The following is a 25,440-nucleotide window of genomic DNA, read 5'->3' as shown; positions in this document are numbered from 1 at the left end:
TCAGTGGCGCTCGCCGATATGCTCGAACTTGAACACGCGACGCATGAAGACGAGCATCCCGTAGGCCGCGAAGCCCGAGAACAGCGCCATCAGGATATAACCGACGATATGACCGAGCTCGAAAAGGCCAGCGAGGGCCCAGCCCGACGCCAGCGCGACGCCGAAGAGCTCGACGGCGATCAGGATGCCGAGCGAGATCACCATGATCATGGTACGCCAGGTGCCACTCTCTTCAGCCATGTTCGTTCCTTGATAATTCATACGCGCTACGGCCTAGCCGACGCGCTGCCGGCATGCAACAAAATCGCGCCACTCGGCAAATGGTTGCTCCCGGCTGGATTGAAAACCCTCTGATGATCGATACGCCTGTTTTCTCCACCGGTGCCGCGGCGGCGCCGCATCGCCTTGCCTCGGAAGCCGGGCGCGCGGTTCTCGCCGAGGGTGGCAATGCGATCGAGGCCATGGTGGCGATGGCGGCGACCATTGCCGTGGTCTATCCGCATATGAATGCCATCGGCGGCGACGGGTTCTGGATGGTGCACGCGCCTGGCGGCAAGGTGCATGCGATCGAGGCCTGCGGCCCGGCGGGCGCACTGGCGACGATCGAGCGCTATCGCGAGAAGGGGCATGACAGCATCCCCTCGCGCGGCCCCGATGCGGCGGTGACGGTCGCCGGTGCGATCGGCGGCTGGCAGGCCGCGCTGGAACTGGCAAAGGCGTTCGGCGGGAAGATGCCGGTGCGCGATCTGCTCGCGGATGCGATCAGCCATTGCGACGCCGGATATGACATCTCGGATTCGGAGCTGCGCACCTGGCCGCAAGAGGCAGAGGCGACAAAGCTGGCCCCGGGTTTCAGCGACTTCTTCTGGCCGGGGGGCGAACGGCCGACGGCCGGTGCGCGCCGGAAGCCGGACGCGCTCGGCGGGACCTTTAAACAGCTGGCCGATGCCGGGCTCGATGATTTCTACCGCGGCGATATCGGCCGGGAGATCGGCGCCGATCTCGATGCGATGGGCGCGCCGGTCACACGGGCGGATCTCGCCGGATTCAAGGCGCGCATGGTGCAGGCGCTGTCGCTGAAGCTGCCGGGCCTGACCGTCTATAATTTCCCGCCTCCGACCCAGGGGCTTGCCTCGCTGCTGATCCTTGGCATCTTCGAGAAGCTCGGCGTAACGCGGGCGGAGGGTTTTGACCATCATCACGGGCTGGTCGAAGCGACCAAGCGAGCCTTTGCCATCCGCGATCGGCAGATCACCGACCCGGCCCATATGAAGGCGGATCCTGCGAGCTTCCTCACGGAGGCGGTCCTCGCCCGTGAGGCGGCGGCGATCGATCGCAAGCGGGCTGCGAGCTGGCCCTTCGCGCCTCGCGAGGGCGACACGGTCTGGATGGGCGCGATCGACGGCAATGGGGTCGCCGTCTCCTATATCCAGTCGATCTACTGGGAATATGGCTCGGGATGCGTTCTGCCCAAGACCGGTATCCATTGGCAGAATCGCGGTGTCTCCTTCTCGCTCGACAAGACCGCGCTGAATCCGCTGGCGCCGGGCCGCAAGCCCTTCCACACGTTGAATCCGCCGCTCGCCCGCTTCGATGACGGGCGCGTGGTCTCCTATGGAGCGATGGGCGGCGACGGTCAGCCGCAGTTCCAGGCGCAGATCCTGACGCGCTATCGGTTCGGCCAGAATCCTGCGACCGCCGTCGACGCGCCACGCTGGCTCTTCGGCAAGACCTGGGGGGCGGGTTCGCTTTCGCTCAAGCTGGAAAGCCGGTTCGACCCGATGCTGCTGGCAAGGCTCACGGCTGCTGGCCACCCGGTCGAGGAGTACAGCGAAGCCTATTCCGACAGCTTCGGCCATGCCGGCATGCTGGTGAAACATCAGAAGGGTCATGTCGAAGCGACGCATGATCCGCGCTCCGACGGCGACGCGAGGGGAGTTTGAACTTGATGGTCAAGGACGATCCCTTCCGCTGTTTCATGCCCTATCCGGACGCGCCGGTTAAGCACGCGCCGGATGGCCCGCTTGCCGGACTGACGCTCGCGGTCAAGGATCTGTTCGACGTCAAGGGCTACCCTACGGGCGCAGGCTCGCCGACGGTGCTGGCGCAGTCGGGAATCAAAGCCAAGACGGCACCGATCGTGAAGGTGCTGCTGGACGCCGGCGCCCGCTTCGTCGGCAAGACGATCACCGACGAACTCGCCTTCTCGATGAACGGCAAGAACGCGCATTTCGGCGCGCCGATCAATCCGGCTGCGCCTGATCGCATCACCGGCGGCTCGTCCTCGGGCTCGATGGCGGCGGTTGCCGGCAAGCTCGCCGATATCGCGCTTGGCTCCGACACCGGCGGCTCTGTCCGCGCGCCGGCGAGCTATGGCGGGCTCTTCGGCATCAGGCCGACGCATGGCCGCCTTTCACTGAAGCGGACCTGGCCGCTGGCCGAGAGCCTGGATACACCAGGCTGGTTCGCGCGCGACGGCAAGACCTTTGCCCGCGTTGCCGATGTCGTCCTCGGCAAGGATCGATCGGACCTGCCGGAGATCCCGCGCCTGCTGCTGGCACAGGACATGTTTGCGCAAGCAACACCGGATGCCGAGAATGTGCTGCGCAATGTCGTGCAGCGCGCGCTGCCGCTGCTGGGGCAGCCCGAGACCGTCAAGGTCGCGCGTGATATCGATGCGCTCTACTGGGCGTTCCGCTGGGTGCAGGGGCGCGACGCCTGGAACGCCGACGGTGAGATGATCGAGCGGTTCCAGCCACCGCTCGGACCGGGCGTCGCCGAACGCTTCGCCTTCTCGAAATCAGTGAGCGACGAGGACTACGCCAAGGGCGAAAGCCTGCGCAAAGCCTTCCGGACCAAGCTTGCGCGGCTGCTGGGCTCGGATGGCGTATTGATCCTGCCGACGGTGCCGGATATCGCGCCGCTGGTCAGCGCGACCGAAGGCGAGCTGGAGGATTTCCGGAACCGGGCACTGCGGCTACTCTGCCTGTCCGGCCTTTCCGGCTTTCCGCAGGTGACGATTCCGGCGGCCCAGCGTGAGGAGGCGCCGCTCGGCTTGTCGCTGATCGGGCCGAAGGGCTCGGACAGGTCGCTCGTGCATTTCGCCGTCAAGTTCGAGCGGGCGGCACGGATCAGGATTGCGTGAGGAGGCTGCCATGAGCGGGCACGATCACCACCACCATCATCACGACCATGATAATCACTTCACGCCGATCGAGGCGAGGGTGAAGGCGCTGGAAACGCTCCTCGTCGCCAAGGGCTATGTCGATCCGGCGGCGCTCGACGCCATCGTCGAGACTTACGAGACGAAGGTGGGCCCGCGCAACGGCGCACTGGTCGTGGCGAAAGCCTGGACGGACCCTGCCTTCGCAGAACGGCTCAGGCAGGACGGCACCGCGGCCGTTGCCGAGCTTGGCTATGGCGGCCGCGGCGGCGAGCATATCGTCGCGGTGTTCAACACTCCGGACGAGCATAACCTGATCGTTTGCACGCTGTGTTCCTGCTATCCGTGGCCCGTGCTCGGCCTGCCGCCGGTCTGGTACAAGTCGCCGCCCTATCGCTCGCGCGCCGTCTTCGATCCCCGCGGCGTGCTGGCGGATTTCGGCGTGACGCTGCCCGCCGATCAGCGCATCCGGGTCTGGGATTCGACGGCCGAGACGCGCTTCCTCGTCATCCCGCAACGCCCTGCCGGTACCGAGGGCTGGGACGAGGAACGGCTTGCCGGCATCGTCACGCGGGATTCGATGATCGGCGTGGGGTTGCCCGAGGTGGGAGCGGCAACATGAATGGCGGGCAGGATCTCGGCGGCCAGATGGGCTTCGGGCCCGTTATGCCGGAGCCGAACGAGCCGGTCTTCCATGGCGGATGGGAGAGCCGCATGCTCGCGCTGAACGTTGCAGCTGGCGCCATGGGGCATTGGACGATCGATGAGATCCGGCATGCACGCGAGAGCATTCCGCCGGCGGATTACCTCTCGTTCTCCTATTATGAGATCTGGTACGAAGGGCTGCGGACGGTGCTGCAGCGGCACGGCTTTGCGACGCCTGCAGAAATGGACAGCGGCGCGTCGGCAGGGTCGGGGACGACACCCAAACGGGTGCTGAAGGGGGCGGATGTCCCAGCCGTCTTGCGGCGTGGCTTTCCCTATGAGCGCGAAGCTTCGGCGCCGGCACGGTTTGCGGTCGGGGATGCGGTGCGCACGATCGTGATGCATCCGGCCGGCCATACGCGCTTGCCGCGCTATGCCCGCGGCAGGCTCGGCCGGATCGAGGCTGTGCGCGGCAATCACGTCTTCCCCGATACTGGAGCGCATGGCGCGCCGGAGGCGGCGCAATGGCTCTACACCGTGGTCTTCAGTGGCCCCGAGCTCTGGGGACGCGATGCGGACCCAACGTCCAGCGTCAGCGTCGAGGCGTGGGAGAGCTATCTTGAGCCGGCCTGACGCAGCCCTTGCCGATGCGCTCGCAGCAGGCACGCCGATCCCGCGCGACGCGGATGGGCCGGTCTTTGCGGAGCCCTGGCAGGCGCAGGCCTTTGCGCTGGTCGTGGCGCTGCAGAACAAAGGCGTCCTTACCGCGCAGGAATGGGCGGAGGCGCTCGGCGCCGAGATCCGGGAAGCGGTCGCGGCCGGTGGCTGCCGGGATGGCTCGGACTATTACGAACGTTGGTGCGAGGCGCTGGAGCATCTCCTGATCGCCAAGGGGCTGGCCTCGCATGAGGGCGTCGACGCGCTGGCGGCGTCCTGGGAGCGCGCGGCCGAGGCGACGCCGCATGGCAGGCCGATCCTGTTGGAGAACGATCCGCAACGCGTGAGCTGAGGGCGAGCGCATCGCTCCGGCATCACTGCGGCGTGGACTTGTCACATGAGTTTGTCGGGCGCTGGATAAGGGACGACATCGCGATCGGCATCGACTCCACTTTCGGAGAAACATGCCGTTGGGGAGGCCCTGATGATCAAGACGATGACTTGCCTGGTCGGCTTTGCCGGTTTGTTGCTGACCGCACCTGCCCATGCGGCCGACCCGGCACTCAATGGGCGTATCGAAAAGCTCACCCGCAACACGCAATGGACGCAGAAGGCTGCCGTTCCGCTGCAATTCCCGACTCATCACCCGCAAGGAATGCTGAAGATCGGCGACGCCTTCTTCGTCTCCTCGGTCGAGATCACGAAGCCGACGACCCGCTTCTCCGAGCCCAGGGATGGCTATGATCGCGATACCGGCGAGGGCATCGGCCATCTCTTCAAGGTCGATGCCGAGGGGAAGCTGCTGGCCAGCGCCACGCTCGGCGAAGGCTCGATGTACCATCCGGGCGGGATCGATTTCGACGGCAAGCATATCTGGGTGACGGTTGCCGAGTATCGGCCCAACAGTCAGTCGATCGTCTACAAGGTCGATCCGGAGACGCTGAAGGCGACCGAGGTGCTGCGCTTCAAGGACCATATCGGCGGCATCGTCCACAATACCGACGACAAATCACTGCACGGGGTGAGCTGGGGTTCGCGCCGCTTCTACAAATGGACCCTGGATGGCGAAGGCCGGGTGACCAATGCGGGCGCGGCTCCTGAACAACTGCGGGTGATCAATCCCGCGCTCTATATCGACTATCAGGACTGCCACTATATCGGCATGAGCCGGATGCTCTGCTCGGGCCTCAACGCCTATCGCGCCACGAAGGACGGGCCGATCTTTCGCCTCGGCGGATTCGAGATCGTCGACCTCAGGGATAACCGGCCAGTCTATCAGGTGCCGGTCGAGCTCTGGTCGCCGTCCGGGCTGCCGATGACGCAGAACCCGTTCTGGGCCGAACCGACGCCTGACGGCGTGCGCGCGCATTTCATCCCGGATGACGACAAGTCGGTGCTCTTCATCTACGAGGCGGTGGCCAAGTAGATTGAACGTGGGTCTCGGCGGTGCGGGTGGTTCAGCTCCCCTGTGCCGCCCAGAGGCCAAGGAACAGTGCCGCGCCGAGCACGGCGACGAAGGCGGCAGCGAGCAGTTCGAGCCCTGCGATCACTCTGGCGCCGCGCAAGCTGCCGCCTCCGGCCAGTCTCAAGGCTGCGAACTTGAAGAAGACCGCGAGCGCAGCAAGCGCTCCCGTGGTCAGGGCTGTGCCGAGCGCCATGGCAAAGGTCGCGGCGATGCCGGCCCAGAGCAGCCCCTGCGAGAACGCGAAGACGAGAATAATGAGAGCGCCGGCGCAAGGACGCAGGCCCGCCGCGAAAACCACGCCGGCCATTTCACGCCAGCCGCGCAATCTGGCGATCTCGTCGGGACCGGGCATGTGAATATGGTCGCAGGCCGGATCATGGGCGGCGGCATCGCCCGACAGGGCGAGCAGCGTGCCAGTCTTGCGCCAGAGCACCCATAGTCCGACCAGGCCAACGAGCGCGAAACTCGCCTGCTCGATGAGTGTCGTCGTCGCGCTCATGGTCGCAGCGGTCGTCCTCAGGGCAATCGTCAGGGTCAGGACCAGCGCGATGGCGACCAGTGCCTGAAGGATCGCGGCGGCAAAGCTCAAGGCGAGGCCGCGCCTGAGGCTGCGATTATCGGCGACGATGTAGCCCGAGATCACCGCCTTGCCGTGGCCGGGGCCGGCTGCGTGAAAGACGCCGTAGCCGAAGGCCAGGGCAAGCAGGCCGGGCAGGGCCGCGCTGCTGGCGTGGATCGCCTTCAGTGTCGCGGTGAGTTCGCGGTAGAAGGCTGATTGCCAGGACAGGAGCAAGGCGCCGATGCCCGTCGTCGAAGGCAGGGCCTCGCGGGGCAGGGCGGTCCCGAAGGGGTTGCGCGGCGGCGGAGGCGGCGGCGTGCTCACGCTCGCAATCACATAGGCCAGCACGGCAAGGGCGCCGGCAACTGCCAGAAGCGAGAGAGCCATCAGGGCGAGTCTGCGCGAGACGATCGGCAGGCGTAGCGACGACGAATGGGGCGCGCTCAGGGACATGCGACCAGTGCGCGCGTCGTGACCTGATATCCGCTCATGTCGGGCTGCGCCGTGATGTCCTCCTGCGCGAGCTTCTGCTGGACGGCGGCGTCGAGCTTGGGCGGGCGGGCAATCCGGACGACGCAGCCCTTGGGTGCATCGCGCGCGATCACGGCGTCTGCGGCTTCGGCGATGTCGAAGGCGACGAAATAGGTGGGATCGCCGATCTCGATGCCGAAGGATCGATTGGCGGCGGCTGGCTGCTTGAGGGGTAGGACATAGGTCAAGGTCAGGATCTTGTTCTCGAAGGCGAGCGCAGCCTCGCTGGGCTCGCCGAAGGCCTGCACCTTGCCGTTCGCCTTGGCGATGGTGAAGAAGCCGACATCAGGCAGGGATTCCATGTTGACCTTGGCGAGCTCCGCCAGCTCGTCAGGCGTCAGCTTGCCGTCGCCATTCTTGTCGAGCCCCTGCGTGATGAAGGCGGAATAGGCCTCGTCGAAACTCCAGATATGCTTCAGCGCCTTCACGCTGCCGTCGGGGGCATAGATGATCTCGGTGCGCGCACTGACGAAGACATGCGGATGCGCGACGGCGAGACCGGCGAACCCGAACCAGGCCATAAGTCCGGCGAGAATGAGAAGGCCGCGGCGGCATCGGGTCACGACAGGGAATCCCTCGATTTCAGCGGCGAAGCTGGCCCGACATGGTTAACCAACCGTAAACGACGGCCAACAGCCAAGGACGGTTCCAAGTCCACCCATCCCTCGCAAAGGGGGCCAAATCGCGGCGCATTCTGGAACGATCCCAGGGTGATTGACCGTAACGAGACGATATGTCAGCATTGCTGACATAATATCAAGTTGGAGGCCGGACCAACTGGCCCCATTCTGCCGTAACGGGACGATCGGGGAGGTCGGCCATGGCCGAGATGGAACAGAAGTCCGGCGCCATAGAGCAGGCTGAGGCCGGCCCGTTGCGCGAGGTCGCGCTGGACGACAAATACGACCTCTCGAAACAGCAGATATTCCTGACCGGGACGCAGGCGATCGCCCGCATGCTGATGGTCCAGCGCGAGCGCGACCGCCGCGCTGGCCTGAACACGGCGGGCTTCGTTTCGGGCTATCGCGGCTCGCCGCTGGGCGGGCTCGACCAGCAATTGCTTCGGGCAGGCAAACAGCTCAAGGCCTCCGATGTCGTCTTCCAGCCGGGACTGAACGAGGATCTGGCCGCGACCGCGGTCTGGGGCACTCAGCAGGCCGAGCTGCAAGGCGAGGGCAAGCATGACGGCGTCTTCGCGCTTTGGTACGGCAAGGGCCCGGGCGTGGACCGCAGCGGCGACGTCTTCCGCCACGGCAACATGGCGGGCACCTCGCCCCATGGCGGCGTCATCTGCCTGATGGGCGACGACCACACCGCTGAATCGTCCACGAATGCGCATCAGACCGAGTTTGTCTTCGTCGACCGGATGATGCCGATCCTGAACCCGGCCGGCGTTCAGGAGATCATGGATTATGCCCTGCACGGCATCGCGCTCTCGCGTTTTGCCTCGGTCTGGGTCGGCATCAAATGCGTGAAGGACAATATCGAGTCGACGGCGTCCGTCGATGGCTCGGTCGACCGGGTCAAGATCGTCTCGCCGAAGGATTTCGTTATGCCGCCGGGCGGGTTGAGCATTCGCCGCGAGCTGGATTTCGTCGATCAGGAGAAGCGGCTGCATATCCACAAGCGCGCCGCGATGCTCGCCTATCTGCGCGCCAACAAGCTCAACCAGACCATCACCTCCGGGGGCAAGAAGCCGCGTATCGGCATCATCACGGTCGGCAAATCCTATCTCGATGTCCGCCAGGCGATGGAGGATCTCGGCATCGACGAGGTTCGCGCCAATGATCTCGGCATCCGCCTGTTCAAGGTCGCCTGCCCCTGGCCGATCGATCCGAGCGAGTTGAAGGATTTTGCCTCAAAGCTCGATCTCGTCATGGTGGTCGAGGAAAAGCGCTCGCTGATCGAGGTGCAGGTCCGCGAGGAGCTCTATGGCTCCAAGCACCAGCCGATGGTGATCGGCAAGAAGGACGAGAAGGGCGAATGGCTCTTCCCGGTCCATGGAGCGCTCGATCCCAACGACGTCGCGATCGCGCTTGGCGCGCGGCTGCTGCAATACAAGGACGATCCGGTGCTACGGGGCCGGCTTGAGGAGATCGCCCAGGCGCAGGGGCGCCTCGCCGAGGCGCAGGATATCGCCAAGCGAACGCCGTATTACTGCTCGGGCTGCCCGCATAACAGTTCCACGGTGGTACCCGAAGGCTCGCGCGCCTATGCCGGCATCGGCTGCCATTACATGGTGCAGTGGATGGATCGGAGCACTGCAGGCTTCACCCAGATGGGCGGAGAAGGCGCGAACTGGATCGGCGAAGCGCCGTTCTCGACGCGCCAGCACGTTTTCCAGAATCTCGGGGACGGCACCTATACCCATTCCGGCTCGCTCGCGATCCGCTGGGCGGTCGCTGCTGGCGTCAACGTCACCTACAAGCTGCTCTATAACGATGCGGTCGCCATGACCGGCGGCCAGCAGGCGGAAGGGCATCTGACCCCCGACCAGATGGCTCGCCAGATTGCAGCCGAAGGCGTGCATCGCGTCGCAGTGGTCAGCGACGAACCGGACAAATACCCGCCGGGTACGCAATGGCCCGCCGGCACGACGATCCATCATCGCGACGATCTCGATGCCGTGCAGCGCGAGCTTGCGCAGGTTCCGGGCGTGTCGTTGCTGCTTTACGACCAGACCTGCGCCACCGAGAAGCGCCGCCGGCGCAAGCGTGGCGCCTATCCCGATCCCGACAAGCGGGTGATCGTCAACGAACTCGTCTGCGAAGGCTGCGGCGATTGCGGCGTGCAGTCGAACTGCGTCTCGGTGCAGCCGCTGGAGACCGAGTTCGGCCGCAAGCGCCAGATCGACCAGTCGAACTGCAACAAGGACTTTTCTTGCGTGAAGGGCTTCTGCCCCTCCTTCGTCACCGTGCATGGCGCCCGGCCGAAGAAGGCGGCGCCGCGCCGGCTCGATGCCGGAGCGCTCAGCGCAGGCGAGCTTCCAGAGCCGCAGGTCCCGGCACTCGATCGCAGTTTCGCGGTCGTCGTCACCGGTGTCGGCGGCACCGGCGTGGTGACGATCGGCGCCATTCTTGGAATGGCGGCGCATCTCGAAGGCAAGGGCTGCGGTATGATCGACATGGCCGGCCTTGCCCAGAAGGGCGGGGCGGTCTTCAGCCATGTCAAACTCGCGCCGCGGCCCGAAGACATTCACGCCATTCGCGTCGCCGCCGGTCAGGCGGATCTGGTGCTAGGTTGCGATCTCACTGTCACTGGCTCGAAGAAGGTCCTTGGCGCAATCCGGCCTGACCGGGCCATCGTCGTGGTCAATACGGCCGAGAGCATGCCGGGAGATTTCACCCGCAATGCCGATTTTTCACTGCCGATCGAACGGCTGAAACGGGCGATCATCTCTGCATCAGGGCGTGAGCGGACGCATCTCGTCGATGCGACGGCGGCTGCGAACGCTTTCCTCGGCAACGCCATTGCCGCCAACATGTTCATGCTCGGTTATGCGTGGCAGTTCGGCGGCGTGCCACTGTCGCGCGCCTCGCTGCTCCGGGCGATCGAGCTCAACGGCGAAGCGGTCGCCATGAACAAGCAGGCCTTCGAGCTCGGCCGGCGTGCGGCGAATGATCCGGATGCCCTGACCTCTGCCCTTGCGGAGGCCAAGGCGCCGACACAGGCGCGGCATCTCTCCGAGACTCTGGAAGAGATCATCGCACGTCGCGTCGCTTATCTCACTGCCTACCAGAATGCGGCCTATGCGGCGCGCTATCGCCATCTTGTCGCGCGCATCCAGGTCAAGGAAGTGCAGGTCATGCCGGGGCAGAGCGCGCTCGCCGAAAGCGTGGCGCGCTATCTGTTCAAGCTGATGGCCTACAAGGACGAGTACGAGGTCGCGCGGCTTTATGCCGATGGCTCGTTCCAGAAGCAGGTGGCGGCGACCTTCGAGAAGGACAGCGCTTCGGGTGAGAGGCTGCGCTACGAGTTCCATCTCGCGCCGCCGCTGCTCGCCAAGGTCGATCCCCATACCGGCCTGCCGCGCAAGATGAGCTTCGGCCCTTGGATGATGAAGGCCTTCGGCCTGCTGGCGAAACTGAAGGGCCTGCGTGGCACGGCCTTCGACATCTTCGGCCGCACCGAGGAACGCAGGACGGAGCGCCGGCTGATCGCTGAATACGACGCGCTGATCGGCGAACTGGTGAACCGGCTGACGCCGGAGAACCATGCGCTCTGCGTGGCGCTGGCGGCGATCCCGGAAAAGATCCGGGGTTTCGGCCATGTCAAGGAACGCCACCTCAAGCAGGCCAAGGCCGAGGAGACCGATCTCCTGGCCCGGCTGCGTGACGGCTCCGCTGCGGCATTGGCCATGCCGAGAGCGGCCGAGTAGGCGGATCTGGCCGGGGTCGTCCCAGCAGGATGACCCCCGCCGTCTGGTCTGGTCCGCACGATCGTTCAAGACATTCGGCCGCCCAGGCCTGACACTATGCTGCTCAACCACCAGTGGAGGCGCGGCATGGAGGGGTTGTTCGGTTTCGTTCTCGCCGGGCTCGCACTCGCGGGCAGTCCTGGACCTGCCACCTTGAGCCTGGCTGCAACCGGTGCTGCCTTCGGGGCCCGCGGGGGACTCGTCTATGCTGCCGGCATTACCAGCGGCATGGCCTTCGTCATCGCGATCACCGCCAGCGGCATGGTCGGGGTGCTGATGGCACTGCCCGGCGTCGCGCCGGTGGTGACGGTCGCTGCGGCTGGGTATTTTCTCTATCTGGCCTATCGCATCGCTACTGCGCCGCCCCTGAGCGAGGCGAGCGAACGCGATGAGCAACCGTCCTTCGCTGCAGGTGCCCTACTGTCGCTCGTCAACCCGAAGGGCTATGCGGCGATGGCGGCGCTCTTCTCCGGTTTCGTCCTTTTGCGCGAGCCGCCGATGCGCTGGCGAAGGCGGCGCTGCTGATGGCGATCATCGCCGCGGTCAATCTGCTCTGGCTCGCCGCGGGAGCGGCGCTGACCCACTGTTTTCGTGGGCCGCGGCTGAACCGGGCCATCAATATCGTCTTCGCCGGCCTGCTGATTGCGTCGGTCGCATTTGCGCTGGTGCGGTGAGGTCCGCCCGTAGGTGATGCTGCCGGTCGGCTCCAGGTTCAGGCCCTGCCATGGGGCCTTGCGGACGGTGGTGCGGCCAAACGCACGGTCGTGTTGAGCGGGCCAAGGACCCGCCCGTCGGCGGAACGCAGTTCGAGGCGCCCGACAGGTTGTCCGGTCTCGTTGTCGATGAGTGCGGAATGGGGCTCGCCCGGCTCGTAGCACTGGTCTTCCCCCCATTGCCGCAATCCCGCAACGACGACGAACAGGCCGCGGCCCTTCTGCGTCAGCACATATTCCTGATAGGCGCTGCCATCCGAGGCTGGCGCGATCTCAAGGACGCCGCGTTCGACCAGATTGCGCAGCCGCGTGGCGAGGATGCCCTTGGCGACGCCGAGGCTCCTCTGGAATTCACCGAAACGCCGCACGTCGCTGAATGCATCGCGAATGATCAGCAGGGACCACCAATCGCCGATCGCGTCCAGGGCGCGGGCGACGGGGCAATCCGCATCCTTGAGGCTGGTGCGCTTGACCATCGATTTCCGTCTCACTTCCCCGTGATGTCTGGTTCCAAAATAGGACTGGATTCGGCTACATGCAACGCGGTCCTATTATAGAACCATATTGCAGGAATGACTCGATGAAGCCTCTGAACTCAGCCACCCCCGCCATCTCCCGGGTCGAGCCTCCCATCGGCCGCGGTGCGCCGGGACAGGAAGACGGAGCCGACGCGCACCAAGGCCTCTCGCACGCGGTAACGCTACTCTTCGCCGTCGCCTGCGGCCTCAGCGTCGCGAACATCTATTTTGCCCAGCCGCTGCTCGATGTGATGGCCCGCGATCTCGCGATCAGTCCGGCCGCGATCGGCGGCGTGGTGACAATGACGCAAATCGGCTACGCGCTCGGACTGATCTTCATCGTACCGCTTGGCGATCTGCTCGATCGGCGGCGGTTGATCGGCACACAAGCGCTGCTCTCAAGCCTGGCACTGCTTGTCGTCGGCTTGGCGCCGAGCGCAGCCGTCCTGCTGGCGGGGATGGTGGCGGTTGGCCTGCTCGCAGTCGTCGTGCAGGTGCTCGTTGCCTTTGCGGCCAGCATGGCGGCAGACGAGGAGCGCGGGCGGACCGTTGGCAGGATCACGAGCGGGATCGTGATCGGCATTCTGCTGGCGCGGTTCGTTTCGGGAGTGCTTGCCGATATCGGGGGCTGGCGTCTGGTCTATCTGGCATCGGCAGTCCTTGCCGTGCTGATGGCCTTCCTGCTGTTCCGGGTGCTGCCGAAGCATGAGCGCGCTGCGACGAGGATCTCCTATCCGGAGCTACTCGCGTCCGTGGTTGGCCTGTTCGTCAGGGAGCCGATCCTGCGGGTACGCGCCATGCTCGCCTTGCTGATCTTTGCCAGTTTTAGCGTGTTCTGGACGTCACTGGTCCTGCCGCTCAGCGCCGCGCCCCTCTCCCTGTCCCATACCGAGATCGGGATGTTCGGTCTCGTCGGGCTGGCGGGGGCACTTGCGGCCGCCCGCGCCGGATCGCTCGCGGACCGAGGATTCGGTCAGCGTGTCACCGGTCTTTCGCTGGGCCTGCTGGTGCTGTCCTGGATCCCGATTGCCTCGATGAGTGCATCGCTCTGGAACCTGATCATCGGCGTTATCCTGCTCGATCTCGCGATCCAGGCCGTGCATATCACCAACCAGACCATGATCTTCGCGGTGCGGCCCGATGCCCGCAGCCGGCTCGTCGGCGGCTATATGGTGTTCTACTCGCTGGGCAGCGCTCTGGGCTCGATCGCCTCGACCATGGTCTATGCCCGCGCGGGCTGGATCGGCGTCTGCGTGCTGGGAGCCACGATCAGCCTGCTGGCGCTGCTGTTCTGGGCGGCCACCCGCCGGCACCAGCCCGCAGAGATCCGGGCCGAATGAACCGAAGAGCCGGTACCAAACCTCGCTTGGCGCGCCGGGCTTGAGTTGGCCGCCCATGACGCCGCATACTGGTTCGGCATTGCGGGCTCATGCCCACTCTAACGCGCGGTGAACATGCCTTGATCTCTCCCGAAGACCTGCGCCGCATCGCTGCCTGGTCGCGCGACCTGAAGCCGGAAGAGTTTGAGGAAGCGCGACGCGGAATCAGCCTGAAATCCTACGGGAAGGGCAACTACATCTGTCATGTCGGCGACCGGCTCGAATCCTGGACCGGTGTCGCCGAGGGGCTGGTGAAGATGAGCACCACCTCGAAGGAAGGTAAATCCGCGACGCTGGCCGGCCTGCGTGCGGGGGCCTGGTTCGGAGAAGGCACGGTGATCAAGGCTGAACTGCGCCGCTATGATCTGGTGGCCTTGCGCGACACCCAGCTCGCGCTGATGCGGCGCTCGAGCTTTCTCTGGCTCTTCGAGCACAGTGCGGCGTTCAATCGCTTCCTCGTCCATCAGTTCAACGAGCGGCTCGGCCAGTTCATCGCGCTGGCTGAGACCGAGCGGATGCTGGATTCGACCGCCCGTCTGGCGCGCAACCTCGCCTGGCTGTTCAATCCGATCCTCTATCCCGGCCAGAGCCTCACGCTCGCGATTTCTCAGGAAGAGCTCGGCCTGCTCGCCGGCATGTCGCGGCAGATGGCCAATCAGGGGCTTGCGAAGCTTGCGGATCTCGGCTTGCTCGAGGTCGGCCACGGCGCGGTCACCATCCTCGATCTGGATCGGCTCGCGCGTTACGACGGTTAGGAGCACAAACGATCCAGCGTGCTTGATCACTCTCGGCCGAGGCGCTCGAAGGCCTGTTTCAAGGGAGCGTCTGAAATGCGGATGAAGCCGAGATAGGGGTGGTCCATGTCGATGATCAGCACCAGCGCTCCCGTCACCGACAAGGCGCAGACGAATAAAGTCGCCATGACCGTTCCATTGCCCGGGGCCAACAGACCGAACGAGGCAAAGAGCAAGGCGAGCCAGAACACGAGGATGGCCAGGAATGCGCCGGGAAATCCTCCGACTTCGGTTTCGGCGCGCATCCATCGCGCCTCCGCGATCTGTCCACTGAGTTGAAGGGCGCGTGTCTGGAGCCAGCGCTGCGCATCGGTCTGTGGCGACAGGTTTCGCAGCGCATCCTGGACAGGCTCGACATCCAGGCCGTCGTCGAGCGACCTCTCGCTGCCCGCGTCGCTCAACCGCGTTTCGAGGAGCTTGCGAAGCATTGCACGGGTCTCGGTCGCCTCCGGTCCGTAATGAGCCATGACACGGTCGAGCAGGAGCACGCGCGCGGCCGTTGTTCTCAATCCGGTCCCAGCCTCGTCGAACGATCTCTTTGCCGAGGCGATCAAGAGACCCAGCGCGAGCGCCGAGAGCGTTCCGACGACTGCCGTGGCAAGCTTGATGGCGTCCCGGGACTCCGGACTCAAGTGATGGTCCGGCAGGCGTGCGCGCAGAAACATCCCGATCAAGGCAGCGCCGAACACGCACAGAAACGCAATGCCGCCGATGACGTAAGGATCCATGGACGGGGACCTGGTTGCTGGCTGCCTGGCAGTGTTATGTCTCAGAACATCGAAAAAGACAGCTCAGTCACTTCGCGCAACTCCCACGGATAGGGATGGCCGGCTAGATCTGACAGGTCCCAAGCATGCCGAAGTCTCCAAAATTGCATGGAATCGCGCTCTCGCACACTTCGGCGGGACAATAGCGACCAAATAACAAGTTGTCTGTCAAGTGCCTCCTTGCGAAGATGTGCCGGGCCTGCAAGGCTTGCATGAACAAAGAGGTCGGAACCGGCCCGGAAGAAGGCTGCTGCAATGTACGGCAGCCGGACAGGGAGAACGCAACCGTGGCAAGCGCAACCGCCGGCCAGGCGGATACCTTTCCGAAATTGCTGATGCGCAATGCGTGTGAGCGCGGCAGCCGCACGGCCTATCGGCACAAGGATCTCGGCATCTGGCAGTCCTGGAACTGGGCCGAGATGGCCGAGCAGGTTCGTGCCTATGCCAGAGGATTGCAGGAACTCGGTCTCAAGCGCGGCGAAAAGGTCGCGATCATCGGCTACAACCGGCCACGCCTCTACTGGTCAATGTGCGCGGCGCAGTGGCTCGGCGCCATTCCGGTGCCGGTCTATGCCGATTCCGTCGCTGACGAGATGGCCTATGTGCTCGACCATGCCGAGGCGGTGTTTGCCTGCGTCCAGGACCAGGAGCAGGTCGACAAGGTGCTCTCGATCGCCGATCGCCTGCCGCGCCTGAGGACCATGCTCTACGACGAGTCGCGCGGCTTGCGTGATTACGACCATGCCAAGCTGCACGACATTGGTCGCGTGATCGAGGCCGGGGCCAAGGCCCTGAAGGCGAATTCAGCGGCGTCGGCCGGACTCGACCGCGAGATGGAGGCGGGAACCGGCTCGGATCTCGCTGTCATCCTCTACACCTCGGGCACCACCGGCCGCCCCAAGGGCGTGATGCTCAGCCATTACAACGTCATCACGGCGGCCGAGATCGGCTGCCAGTTCGACGGGCTGAATGAGGAAGACGAGGTCATCGCCTATCTGCCGATCGCCTGGGTCGGCGACCATGTCTTCTCCTATGCGCAGGCCATCGTCGCCGGCTTCTGCGTCAACTGCCCGGAAGGGCCGGAGACGGTGATCGACGACCGCCGCGAGGTCGGCACGACCTATGCCTTCGCGCCACCGCGGGTCTTCGAGAACATGCTGACCATCACCATGGTGCGCATGGAGGATGCCGGGCCACTGATGCGCAAGATGTTCCATTTCTTCCTCGGCGTGGCGAAGAAGCATGGCGAGAAGATCCTGAACGGCGAACCGGTCCCGCTCGGAGCGCGGTTGCTCTACAAGCTCGGCGACGCGTTGATCTACGCGCCGTTGCGCAATCGCTTCGGCCTGACCAGCATCAAGGTCGGCTACACCGCCGGCGAGGCGATCGGCCCCGAGATCTTCCGGTTCTACCGCTCGATCGGCGTCAATCTGAAGCAGCTCTACGGCCAGACCGAAGCCGGCGTCTACATCACCATGCAGCCCAATGGCGAAATCCGGGCCGACACGGTCGGCCGCCCGGCGCCGCTGGTCGAGATCAAGCTCGATGAGAATGGCGAGGTCCTCTACCGTTCGCCCTCGATCTTCGGCGGCTATTACAAGGATCCGGAGAAGACGGCCGAGACGATGACGGCGGATGGCTATGTCCGCTCCGGCGATGCCGGCTTCTTCGACGAGACCGGCCATCTTAAGATCATCGACCGGGCCAAGGATGTCGGGAAACTCAATTCCGGCGAGCTGTTCCCGCCCAAATATATCGAGAACAAGCTCAAGTTCTATCCGAACATCAAGGAGGCGGTCGCCTTCGGCCAGGGCCGCGACTATGCGACCGTCGCGCTCAATATCGACCTGACGGCCGTCGGCAACTGGGCCGAGCGCAACAATGTCGTCTATGCCTCCTATCAGGAGCTGGCCGGCCACGATCTCGTCTACGACATGATCGCCAAACACATCGACGAGGTGAACAAGTCGCTGGCGTCCGAGCCAGCGATGGGCGGGGCCCAGGTCAAGCGCTTCCTGATCCTGCACAAGGAACTCGATGCGGACGACGGCGAGCTGACACGCACCCAGAAGGTCCGGCGCGGCTTCATTGCCGAACGCTACGCGCCCCTGGTGAACGCGCTCTATGACGGCTCGAGAGAGGCCGACATCTCTACCGAAGTCACCTTCGAGGATGGCCGCAAGGGCGTGATTTCCGCACGGGTCAAGGTGCGTGACGCCAAGACCTACCCGGCAACGGCACCCGAGCGGCCTGACGCGGCGAGGGCAGCATGAATGCGGAACCCATGAACCTCACCGGCACGCCGATCCCCGCCAAGAAGGGCGAGATCCTGCTCTCGGTCGAGAATGTCTCGCTGCGCTTCGGCGGCGTGAAGGCGATCTCCGGCGTCTCCTTCGACATCCGCAAGGGCGAGGTGCGCGCCATTATCGGCCCCAACGGGGCCGGCAAGACCTCGATGCTGAACTGCATCAATGGCTTCTATCATCCGCAGGAAGGCCAGATCACCTACAAGGGCGTGCGTCGCGCCAGGATGAAGCCGCATCAGGCGGCTGCAGCCGGCATTGCGCGGACCTTCCAGAACGTCGCGCTGTTCAAGGGCATGTCGACGCTCGACAACATCATGACCGGGCGCACGCTGAAGATGCGGCGCGGCTTCTTCTGGCAGGCCCTGCGGCAGGGGCCGGCGATGGCCGAGGAGATCGAGCATCGCAAGGTGGTCGAGGACATCATCGACTTCCTGCAGATCGAGCACATCCGCAAGCTGCCGGTCGGCAAGTTGCCCTATGGGCTGCAGAAGCGTGTCGAGCTGGGCCGCGCGCTGGCGATGGAACCGGAACTCCTGCTGCTCGACGAGCCGATGGCCGGCATGAATCTCGAGGAAAAGGAGGACATGTGCCGCTTCATCCTCGACGTGAACAATCAGTTCGGCACGACGATCGCGCTGATCGAGCATGACATGGGCGTGGTCATGGATTTGTCCGACCGTGTCGTCGTGCTCGAATACGGCCGCAAGATCGCCGACGGCACGCCCGACGAGGTCAAGCAGGACCAGAAGGTGATCGATGCCTATCTCGGCGTGGCGCATTGAGGGAGACATCGATGCCTGCCGCACGGACCGAGCCTCGGATCGTTGAAGCGTCAATTTGCGACCCCGATCGTCGCCGCGATGTGTGCGGGGCGTCCCAGCCTTGCCAGGGTCCGGAGATGGCCGTGATGCGATCGCCAACCAAGGACATCCAGCCATGAGCGAAGTCGCTACGCGGCCTGCGCCCAACCTGCTCAGCAACGGCTGGATCAAGACCGGCCTCATTCTTATCGGCGTTGTTCTTGCCGCGATCGTCGGCGCGCAGCTCGATTCCTCCGGCACGCTGCACAAGGTCCTGATCGACCCGTTCCAGCAAATGGTCTCGGCTCCGGACCTGCTGGTTCAGACGGTCTGGGAAGGGCTGGTTTCCGGCGTGCTCTATGCGCTGATCGCGCTTGGCTTCGTGCTGATCTTCAAGGCGTCGGGCGTCTTCAACTTTGCCCAGGGCATCATGGTTGTCTTTGCGGCGCTGACGCTGGTCGGCCTGCATGAGAAGGGCGTACCGGCGTTCCTTGCCGTCATCCTGACGCTCGGGGTGATGTTCCTGCTCGCCTTGACCATCGAACGGGTGGTGCTGCGTCCGCTGGTCAACCAGCCCGACATCATCCTGTTCATGGCGACCTTCGGCATCACCTATTTCCTGATCGGCTTCGGCGAGGCCGTCTTCGGCGGCAACCCGAAGCAGATGATCACGAGCGAGCTCTATCTGCCGAAGGGGGCGATCGACGCAAAAATCCTCGGCGGTTTCGTCTCCTTCCAGAAGATCGACATCGCGGCCGCGATCATCGCCTCGATCATGATCGCGGCGCTGGCCGTGTTCTTTCAATACACCCGGATTGGCCGGGCGCTGCGCGCGGTCGCCGACAGCCACAAGGCCGCGCTCTCGGTCGGCATCTCGTTGAACCAGATCTGGGTCATCGTCTGGTTCACCGCCGGCATCGTCGCGCTGATCACCGGCATCATGTGGGGTGCGCGCTCGGACGTGTCCTTCGCGCTCGAGATCGTGGCACTGAAGGCGCTGCCGGTGCTGATCCTCGGCGGCTTCACCTCGATCCCGGGCGCCATTGTCGGCGGGCTGATCATCGGCATCGGCGAGAAGCTCGGCGAGTTCTACTGGGGCCCGCTGATCGGCGGCGGCATCGAGAGCTGGCTCGCCTATTTCATCGCGCTCGGCTTCCTGCTGTTCCGGCCGCAGGGCCTGTTCGGCGACAAGATCATCGAACGAATCTGAAGGGCGGAAACCGTGTTTTATCGCGAAGCCGGCCAATACAAGTCCACTTACGCCGCTGATATGGCCGTGTTCCCGCTTCGGCAGGACCGGATCGGCATTGCGGTGATCCTCGCCATCGCCTTCATCGGTATCCCGATGATCGGCAACGACTTCTTCATCGCGACGGTGATGATCCCGTTCCTGGTCTTCTCGCTGGCGGCGATCGGGCTCAACATCCTCACGGGCTATACCGGACTGATCTCGCTCGGCACGGCCGCCTTCATGGGGGTGGGCGCCTATGCCTGCTACAAGCTGACGACCTTCTTTCCGGGCGTGAACATCATCGTCCTGATCCTGATCTCGGGCCTGTTCTCGGCCGCGATCGGCGTGCTGTTCGGGCTGCCCTCGCTGCGCATCAAGGGCTTCTATCTTGCGGTCGCGACTCTTGCCGCGCAGTTCTTCCTGCAATGGGCCTTCGTGCGCGTGCCCTGGCTGTTCAACTACAATGCGTCGGGCGCTATCGAGGTGCCGCTGCGCAGCCTGTTCGGCATCCCGATCACGGGTGCGTCGGCCTCGGCGGAAACGCGCTATTTCGTCTGTCTCGGTCTTGTCGTCGTCCTGACCTGGTTCGCCTCGAACCTGGTGCACGGCAGGCTCGGCCGCTCCTGGATGGCGGTGCGCGACATGGATATCGCGGCCGAACTGATGGGTATCAAGCTGCTGAACGCCAAGCTGCTCGCCTTCGCAGTGTCGTCCTTCTATGCCGGCGTCGCCGGCGCGATGATGATCTTCCTTTGGTATGGCGGCGGCGAAGCCGCGGACGTCTTCAACATCCGCCTCTCCTTCAACATCCTGTTCATGGTGATCATCGGCGGCCTGGGCTCGCTGATCGGCTCCTTCTTCGGCGCGGCCTTCATCGCCAGCCTGCCGACCATCCTGAAATTCGGCCTGCCGGCGCTTGGCGTGCCGCTCTCGGGCGCGGCTGCCGAGCATGTCACCTTCATGCTGGTCGGTGCCCTGATCATCATCTTCCTGATCGTCGAGCCGCATGGCCTGGCGCGGCTCTGGCAGATCACGAAGCAGAAGTTGCGGACGTGGCCCTTCCCCTATTGAGGCGCGTGCCTCGGCCGGGAGGGCCCAAGAATACGACCCGCCGCCATCGTCAAGCGGAGGGCAGGAGACAACGGGCGGGCCGTGAAACGGCCGCCCGATGCAACCACGGAGGGAACAGATGAAGCAGACTGGTTTGATGAAGGGCGCGGCGCTCGGCGCGCTGCTCGCGGCGGGAGCGGCGATCGCTCCGGTGGCGGCGCAGGACAGCGTCTATTTCGCCAACAACGCCTATCGCACCGGACCGTTCTCGGGCTCCGGCATCCCGATCGGCGACGGCATGCGCGACTATATCGCGATGATCAACGAACGCGACGGCGGCGTGAACGGCGTCAAGGTCATCTATGAGGAGTGCGAGACTGGCTACGACACCAAGAAGTCGATCGAGTGCTACGAGCAGGCGAAGTCGAAGAACACGATCGTCTACAGCCCATGGTCGACCGGCGCGACCCTGGCCGCGATCCCGCGTGCCCATATCGACAAGATCCCGATCCTGTCGATGGCCTATGGCCTGTCTGCTTCGGCCGAGGGCTCGACCTTCCCCTGGGTTTTCATCCCGCCCTTCACCTACTGGGATGGCGCCTCGGTCATGGTCAAGCACATGGCCAATGAGTTAGGCGGCATGGACAAGCTCAAGGGCAAGAAGCTCGGCCTGATCCATCTCGATGCGCCCTTCGGCAAGGAGCCGATCCCGGTCCTCGAGAACCTCGCCAAGAAATACGGCTTCGAGCTCAAGCTGTACCCCGTCGCTGCAGCCGACATGCAGAACCAGGGCTCGCTCTGGCTTTCGATCCGGCGTGACCGCCCGGACTACCTCTACAACCAGGGCTGGGGCGCGATGAACCCGACGGCCGTGAAGGAGGCCATCAAGAACGGCTTCCCGATCAACAAGCTGGTCGGCGTCTGGTGGGCCGGCGGCGACGATGATGCGCGGGCCGGCGGGGCCGAGGCAAAGGGCTACAAGTCGCTCAACTTCAATGCGGCGGGCACCAATTTCCCGGTCATCCAGGACATCATCAAGCATGTCGTGGACAAGGGGAAGAGCCTGGCGCCGAAGGAGAAGGTCGGCGAAAACCTCTATAACCGCGGCGTCTACAACTCGATGCTCGTGGTCGAGGCGATCCGCAACGCGCAGAAGCTCACCGGCAAGAAGGTCGTCAATGCCGAGGACATGCGCCGTGGTCTCGAAGGCCTCAATATCACCGAGGCCCGCCTGAAGGAAATCGGCATGGAGGGTTTCGGCACCCCATCGACGATCTCCTGCAGCGACCATTCCGGACATAGCAAGATGTATGTCGCCGAATGGGACGGCACCAAGTGGACCAAGGGTTCGGACTGGATCGAGCCGCTGAAGGACGAGGTGCGTCCGCTGATCGAGGCCGCCGCCAAGGACTATGCCGAGAAGAACGCCGGCTGGCCGAAGCGGACCGAGTCCTGCGAGAAGTCGTCCTGATGTGAGATCAGCCTCCTCCCCTCCGGGGGAGGAGGCACCTGCGAAGCAGACGGACGAGGCGGCAGCGCCTGACCTCGCCCGTCCTTCACTCATCCGATCCGGCTGTGCCGGATCACCTTCTCCCCACAGGGAGAGGGAAGGAGCACGCAATGTCGACCGCCACCCTCGAGAAGCCTGCCCCCGCTGCTGCGACGGACACCATCCTGTCGCTGAACAATATCGAGGTGATCTATGATCACGTCATCCTGGTGCTCAAGGGCGTCTCCCTGCAGGTGCCGCGCAAGGGCATCGTCGCAATCCTCGGCGCCAATGGCGCGGGCAAGACGACCACGCTGAAGGCGATCTCGAACCTGCTCAAGGCCGAGCGCGGCGAGGTCACCAAGGGTTCGATCGTGTTCGATGGCGAGCGGGTCGACCGGATGTCGCCGAACGAACTTGTCCGGCGCGGCTGCATCCAGGTCATGGAAGGCCGCCATTGCTTCGGCCATCTCTCGATCGAGGAGAACCTGCTGACCGGCGCCTTCACCCGGCGCGACGGCAATGCAGCGATCAAGCGCGACCTCGAAAAGATCTACGAGCTGTTCCCGCGCCTGAAGCAGCGGCGCAATTCGCAGGCCGGCTATACCTCGGGCGGCGAGCAGCAGATGTGCGCGGTCGGACGTGCCATGATGTCGAAACCCAAGATGATCCTGCTCGATGAGCCGTCGATGGGGCTCGCGCCGCAGATCGTCGAGGAGATTTTTGAGATCGTCCGCCGCCTCAATGCGGAAGACGGCGTTTCCTTCCTTGTCGCCGAGCAGAACACCAATATGGCGCTGCGCTACGCAACCTATGGCTACATCATGGAGACGGGCCGCGTCGTCATGGATGGCGAGGCGCAGATGCTGCGCGAGAACGAGGACGTGAAAGAGTTCTACCTGGGCGTGGCCGAGGGCGACAAGAAATCGTTCCGCGACGTCAAGAGCTACAAGCGCCGCAAGCGCTGGCTCTCGTGATCCGGACAAGGCGGACGCAGTCGGATGCTCTATCTCGTGCTCGCGATGCTGCTGATCGCGCTGATCTTCGGGCCACAGGCCTGGGTGCGCGGCCAGATGCGCAAGCATGCGGCTGCCCGGCCGGATCTGCCGGGAACCGGAGGCGAACTCGCCCGGCACCTGCTCGACCGCTTCTCGCTTGCGGCCGTCGCGGTCGAGACCACGGCGGCGGGTGATCACTATGACCCCGATGCGCGCGCGGTCAGACTCTCGCCTGACAATCATGACGGGCGCTCGATCACGGCCGTCGCAGTGGCGGCGCATGAGGTCGGGCATGCCATCCAGCATGCGCAAGGCAGCTCGCTCTTTGCCTGGCGTACGGCGCTGGCACGCTTCCTTGGTGTCTTCGACAAGGTCGCGATGGCGATCCTGATCACCGCGCCCCTTGTGATGGCCGTCACCCATGTTCCTGCGATCGGGTTGATGCAGGCCGGCATCGCGATCGCGATGCTCGGCGTCGGCCTCGTCGTACATCTCGTGACGCTGCCGCTGGAGTTCGACGCCAGCTTCGGCAAGGCGCTGCCGATCCTGTCCGCAGACGGCTATCTCGACGGGCGCGACCTGCCGGCCGCGCGTGGCGTTCTGAGGGCGGCCGCCTTTACCTATGTGGCCGGCGCTCTCGTCGGCCTCCTCAATTTCCTGCGCATCCTGCGCATCATCCGCTGAGCCAAAGCTCCGCAAGGACAAGAGCGATGAGCGATCATCTCGACGATCTCGAAATCCGCACCGCCGACGCGCGCGAGGCCGATCTCTTCGCCAGGTTGAGACCGGTGCTCGCAGCTGCCTTGTCGGCGCCCGCCTATGCCGAGCGGCTGAAGGGTCTCAACCCGGCGGCGATCACCGACCGCAACGCGTTGTCGCGGTTGCCGGTGCTCCGCAAGGCGGACCTGCCGGCACTGCACAGGGGCAACCCACCCTTCGGCGGTTTCGTGCCGACATCGCCAGGGTCCTTTGGCCGGTTGTTCACCTCGCCCGGCCCGATCTTCGAGCCCGAGGGCACGGGAGCCGACCCCTGGGGCGCGGCGCGCGGGCTCTTTGCGGCGGGTTTCCGTCACGGCGATATCGTCATCAATACCTTCAGCTACCACCTGACGCCGGGTGGGTTCATCATGGATTCCGCTGCACGCGCACTTGGATGCGCGGTGATACCAGCCGGTCCGGGCAATACCGAGCAGCAGATGGAGGTGATCTCGGCCTATCGGCCGCAGGCCTATGCCGGCACGCCGGATTTCCTGAAGATCCTGATCGAGGCCGCCGAGGCGCGGGGAGTCGATATCGCCTGCATCAAGCGTGCGGTGGTGTCGGGTGCTGCCTTCCCGCCCTCCCTGCAGGCCTGGGTCAGGGAGCGCGGCATCGATGCCTATCAGCTCTATGCCACCGCCGATATCGGCGTCATCGCCTATGAGACATCGGCGCGCGAAGGCATGCTGCTGAATGAGAACCTGATCGTCGAGATCGTGCGGCCGGGCACTGGTGATCCTGTCGCCGAAGGGGAGGTTGGCGAGATCGTCGTCACCAATCTCGATCCGCACCACCCGCAGATCAGGCTGGCCGTCGGGGATCTCACGGCCGTGCTGCCGGGCGCGAGCGCCTGCGGCCGGAGCAATACGCGCATCAAGGGCTGGATGGGGCGCGCCGACCAGACCGCCAAGATCAAGGGCATGTTCGTGCGCCCCGAGCAGGTCGCCGAAATCGCCAGGCGTCATGCGGAGATCGCCAAGCTCCGGTTGGTCATCGGCCGCGCCAACGAACTCGACACGATGACGCTCAAGGCCGAGATCTATGCCGAGCCGGCCGGACTCGTCGATGCGATGTCCTCGACCTTGCAGCAAGTGACCAAGCTCAAGGGAGCGGTGGAGATCCTGCCGCTCGGGGCATTGCCCAATGACGGCAAGGTCATCGCCGACGAGCGGCCGGTGGGGTAGGAGGCTCTCCGCCTC

Annotated in this window: 24 protein-coding genes; 19 read left to right on the top strand and 5 right to left on the bottom strand. The window is 64.7% G+C overall.

Translation table 11 applies throughout. The features are described 5' to 3' along the window. Positions 1-240 (bottom strand): hypothetical protein, encoded by a 240-nt coding sequence (locus AB4099_RS06230; protein ID WP_113511096.1) that lies wholly within the window; start codon positions 238-240, stop codon positions 1-3. Between the two features lie 113 nt (positions 241-353). On the opposite strand from AB4099_RS06230, the gene AB4099_RS06225 reads away from it, so the two are divergent. The 6 genes from AB4099_RS06225 to AB4099_RS06200 all read left to right on the top strand — a co-directional run bounded on the left by AB4099_RS06225 (position 354) and on the right by AB4099_RS06200 (position 5,891). Next, the gene (locus tag AB4099_RS06225; RefSeq protein ID WP_441477397.1) at positions 354-1,943 is read left to right on the top strand and encodes a gamma-glutamyltransferase family protein; all 1,590 of its coding nucleotides are present in this window, start codon (positions 354-356) and stop codon (positions 1,941-1,943) included. A gap of 5 nt (positions 1,944-1,948) precedes the next feature. Then, positions 1,949-3,145: an amidase gene (locus AB4099_RS06220; RefSeq protein ID WP_441477396.1), complete on the top strand. Its 1,197-nt coding sequence runs from the start codon at positions 1,949-1,951 to the stop codon at positions 3,143-3,145. A gap of 10 nt (positions 3,146-3,155) precedes the next feature. After that, positions 3,156-3,785 carry a nitrile hydratase subunit alpha gene (gene nthA, locus AB4099_RS06215; protein WP_441477395.1) on the top strand — a complete coding sequence of 210 codons (630 nt, stop codon included), beginning with the start codon at positions 3,156-3,158 and terminating at the stop codon, positions 3,783-3,785. Continuing rightward, positions 3,782-4,441 (top strand): nitrile hydratase subunit beta, encoded by a 660-nt coding sequence (nthB, locus tag AB4099_RS06210; protein WP_441477394.1) that lies wholly within the window; start codon positions 3,782-3,784, stop codon positions 4,439-4,441. The genes nthA and nthB overlap by 4 nt, the downstream gene beginning before the upstream one ends. Then, the gene (locus tag AB4099_RS06205; protein ID WP_441477393.1) at positions 4,428-4,817 is read left to right on the top strand and encodes a nitrile hydratase accessory protein; all 390 of its coding nucleotides are present in this window, start codon (positions 4,428-4,430) and stop codon (positions 4,815-4,817) included. Before nthB ends, AB4099_RS06205 begins: the two co-directional genes overlap by 14 nt. Positions 4,818-4,949: 132 nt before the next feature. Next, positions 4,950-5,891, top strand: a complete 942-nt coding sequence (locus tag AB4099_RS06200) for a DUF6454 family protein (protein ID WP_441477392.1) — start codon at positions 4,950-4,952, stop codon at positions 5,889-5,891. Positions 5,892-5,922: 31 nt separating this feature from the next. On the opposite strand, the gene AB4099_RS06195 is transcribed toward AB4099_RS06200, so the two are convergent. Next, positions 5,923-6,942: a nickel/cobalt transporter gene (locus AB4099_RS06195; RefSeq protein ID WP_441477391.1), complete on the bottom strand. Its 1,020-nt coding sequence runs from the start codon at positions 6,940-6,942 to the stop codon at positions 5,923-5,925. After that, on the bottom strand, positions 6,933-7,583 hold the full coding sequence (locus AB4099_RS06190) for a DUF1007 family protein (RefSeq protein WP_162767930.1): 651 nt from the start codon (positions 7,581-7,583) through the stop codon (positions 6,933-6,935). The genes AB4099_RS06195 and AB4099_RS06190 overlap by 10 nt, the downstream gene beginning before the upstream one ends. A gap of 257 nt (positions 7,584-7,840) precedes the next feature. Between AB4099_RS06190 and AB4099_RS06185 the strand changes: the two genes are divergently transcribed. The 3 genes from AB4099_RS06185 to AB4099_RS06175 all read left to right on the top strand — a co-directional run bounded on the left by AB4099_RS06185 (position 7,841) and on the right by AB4099_RS06175 (position 12,111). Next, positions 7,841-11,398: an indolepyruvate ferredoxin oxidoreductase family protein gene (locus AB4099_RS06185; protein WP_441477390.1), complete on the top strand. Its 3,558-nt coding sequence runs from the start codon at positions 7,841-7,843 to the stop codon at positions 11,396-11,398. 126 nt (positions 11,399-11,524) lie between these two features. Continuing rightward, positions 11,525-11,962 carry a LysE family translocator gene (locus AB4099_RS06180; protein ID WP_441477389.1) on the top strand — a complete coding sequence of 146 codons (438 nt, stop codon included), beginning with the start codon at positions 11,525-11,527 and terminating at the stop codon, positions 11,960-11,962. Continuing rightward, entirely contained in the window at positions 11,962-12,111 is a 150-nt protein-coding gene (locus tag AB4099_RS06175; protein ID WP_441477388.1) for a hypothetical protein, read from the top strand. The genes AB4099_RS06180 and AB4099_RS06175 overlap by 1 nt, the downstream gene beginning before the upstream one ends. 38 nt (positions 12,112-12,149) lie before the next feature. Here the strand turns inward: AB4099_RS06175 and AB4099_RS06170 are convergent, their stop codons facing one another. Further along, on the bottom strand, positions 12,150-12,626 hold the full coding sequence (locus AB4099_RS06170) for a winged helix-turn-helix transcriptional regulator (RefSeq protein WP_441477387.1): 477 nt from the start codon (positions 12,624-12,626) through the stop codon (positions 12,150-12,152). A gap of 104 nt (positions 12,627-12,730) precedes the next feature. Between AB4099_RS06170 and AB4099_RS06165 the strand changes: the two genes are divergently transcribed. After that, entirely contained in the window at positions 12,731-14,008 is a 1,278-nt protein-coding gene (locus AB4099_RS06165) for an MFS transporter (RefSeq protein ID WP_441477386.1), read from the top strand. 119 nt (positions 14,009-14,127) lie between these two features. Continuing rightward, the gene (locus AB4099_RS06160; protein ID WP_441477385.1) at positions 14,128-14,802 is read left to right on the top strand and encodes a Crp/Fnr family transcriptional regulator; all 675 of its coding nucleotides are present in this window, start codon (positions 14,128-14,130) and stop codon (positions 14,800-14,802) included. Positions 14,803-14,828: 26 nt separating this feature from the next. Here AB4099_RS06160 and AB4099_RS06155 read toward each other — a convergent pair whose 3' ends face one another. Then, positions 14,829-15,569 (bottom strand): bestrophin-like domain, encoded by a 741-nt coding sequence (locus tag AB4099_RS06155; RefSeq protein ID WP_113511037.1) that lies wholly within the window; start codon positions 15,567-15,569, stop codon positions 14,829-14,831. Between the two features lie 374 nt (positions 15,570-15,943). On the opposite strand from AB4099_RS06155, the gene AB4099_RS06150 reads away from it, so the two are divergent. The 8 genes from AB4099_RS06150 to AB4099_RS06115 all read left to right on the top strand — a co-directional run bounded on the left by AB4099_RS06150 (position 15,944) and on the right by AB4099_RS06115 (position 25,425). Then, positions 15,944-17,881 carry an AMP-dependent synthetase/ligase gene (locus AB4099_RS06150; RefSeq protein WP_441477680.1) on the top strand — a complete coding sequence of 646 codons (1,938 nt, stop codon included), beginning with the start codon at positions 15,944-15,946 and terminating at the stop codon, positions 17,879-17,881. Continuing rightward, complete coding sequence (locus AB4099_RS06145) at positions 17,878-18,696, top strand: ABC transporter ATP-binding protein (protein ID WP_113511039.1); 819 nt, start codon at positions 17,878-17,880, stop codon at positions 18,694-18,696. The genes AB4099_RS06150 and AB4099_RS06145 overlap by 4 nt, the downstream gene beginning before the upstream one ends. A 313-nt stretch (positions 18,697-19,009) precedes the next feature. Next, complete coding sequence (locus tag AB4099_RS06140; protein WP_113511099.1) at positions 19,010-19,924, top strand: branched-chain amino acid ABC transporter permease; 915 nt, start codon at positions 19,010-19,012, stop codon at positions 19,922-19,924. Positions 19,925-19,936: 12 nt separating this feature from the next. Beyond that, positions 19,937-21,016: a branched-chain amino acid ABC transporter permease gene (locus AB4099_RS06135; protein WP_113511040.1), complete on the top strand. Its 1,080-nt coding sequence runs from the start codon at positions 19,937-19,939 to the stop codon at positions 21,014-21,016. A 118-nt stretch (positions 21,017-21,134) separates the two neighbouring features. Beyond that, positions 21,135-22,466: an ABC transporter substrate-binding protein gene (locus AB4099_RS06130; protein WP_113511041.1), complete on the top strand. Its 1,332-nt coding sequence runs from the start codon at positions 21,135-21,137 to the stop codon at positions 22,464-22,466. A 149-nt stretch (positions 22,467-22,615) separates the two neighbouring features. Next, positions 22,616-23,461: an ABC transporter ATP-binding protein gene (locus AB4099_RS06125; protein WP_069879081.1), complete on the top strand. Its 846-nt coding sequence runs from the start codon at positions 22,616-22,618 to the stop codon at positions 23,459-23,461. Between the two features lie 24 nt (positions 23,462-23,485). Continuing rightward, the gene (locus AB4099_RS06120) at positions 23,486-24,166 is read left to right on the top strand and encodes a zinc metallopeptidase (protein WP_113511042.1); all 681 of its coding nucleotides are present in this window, start codon (positions 23,486-23,488) and stop codon (positions 24,164-24,166) included. A 26-nt stretch (positions 24,167-24,192) separates the two neighbouring features. Beyond that, positions 24,193-25,425 carry a phenylacetate--CoA ligase family protein gene (locus tag AB4099_RS06115; protein ID WP_113511043.1) on the top strand — a complete coding sequence of 411 codons (1,233 nt, stop codon included), beginning with the start codon at positions 24,193-24,195 and terminating at the stop codon, positions 25,423-25,425. Positions 25,426-25,440 lie beyond the last annotated feature (15 nt).

The sequence above is a fragment of the Allobosea sp. 2KB_26 genome (assembly GCF_052115715.1).
Taxonomy (GTDB): Bacteria; Pseudomonadota; Alphaproteobacteria; order Rhizobiales; family Beijerinckiaceae; genus Allobosea.
Note: the sequence above shows the minus strand (reverse complement) of the source record. Positions and strands in the feature narration are given on the sequence as shown.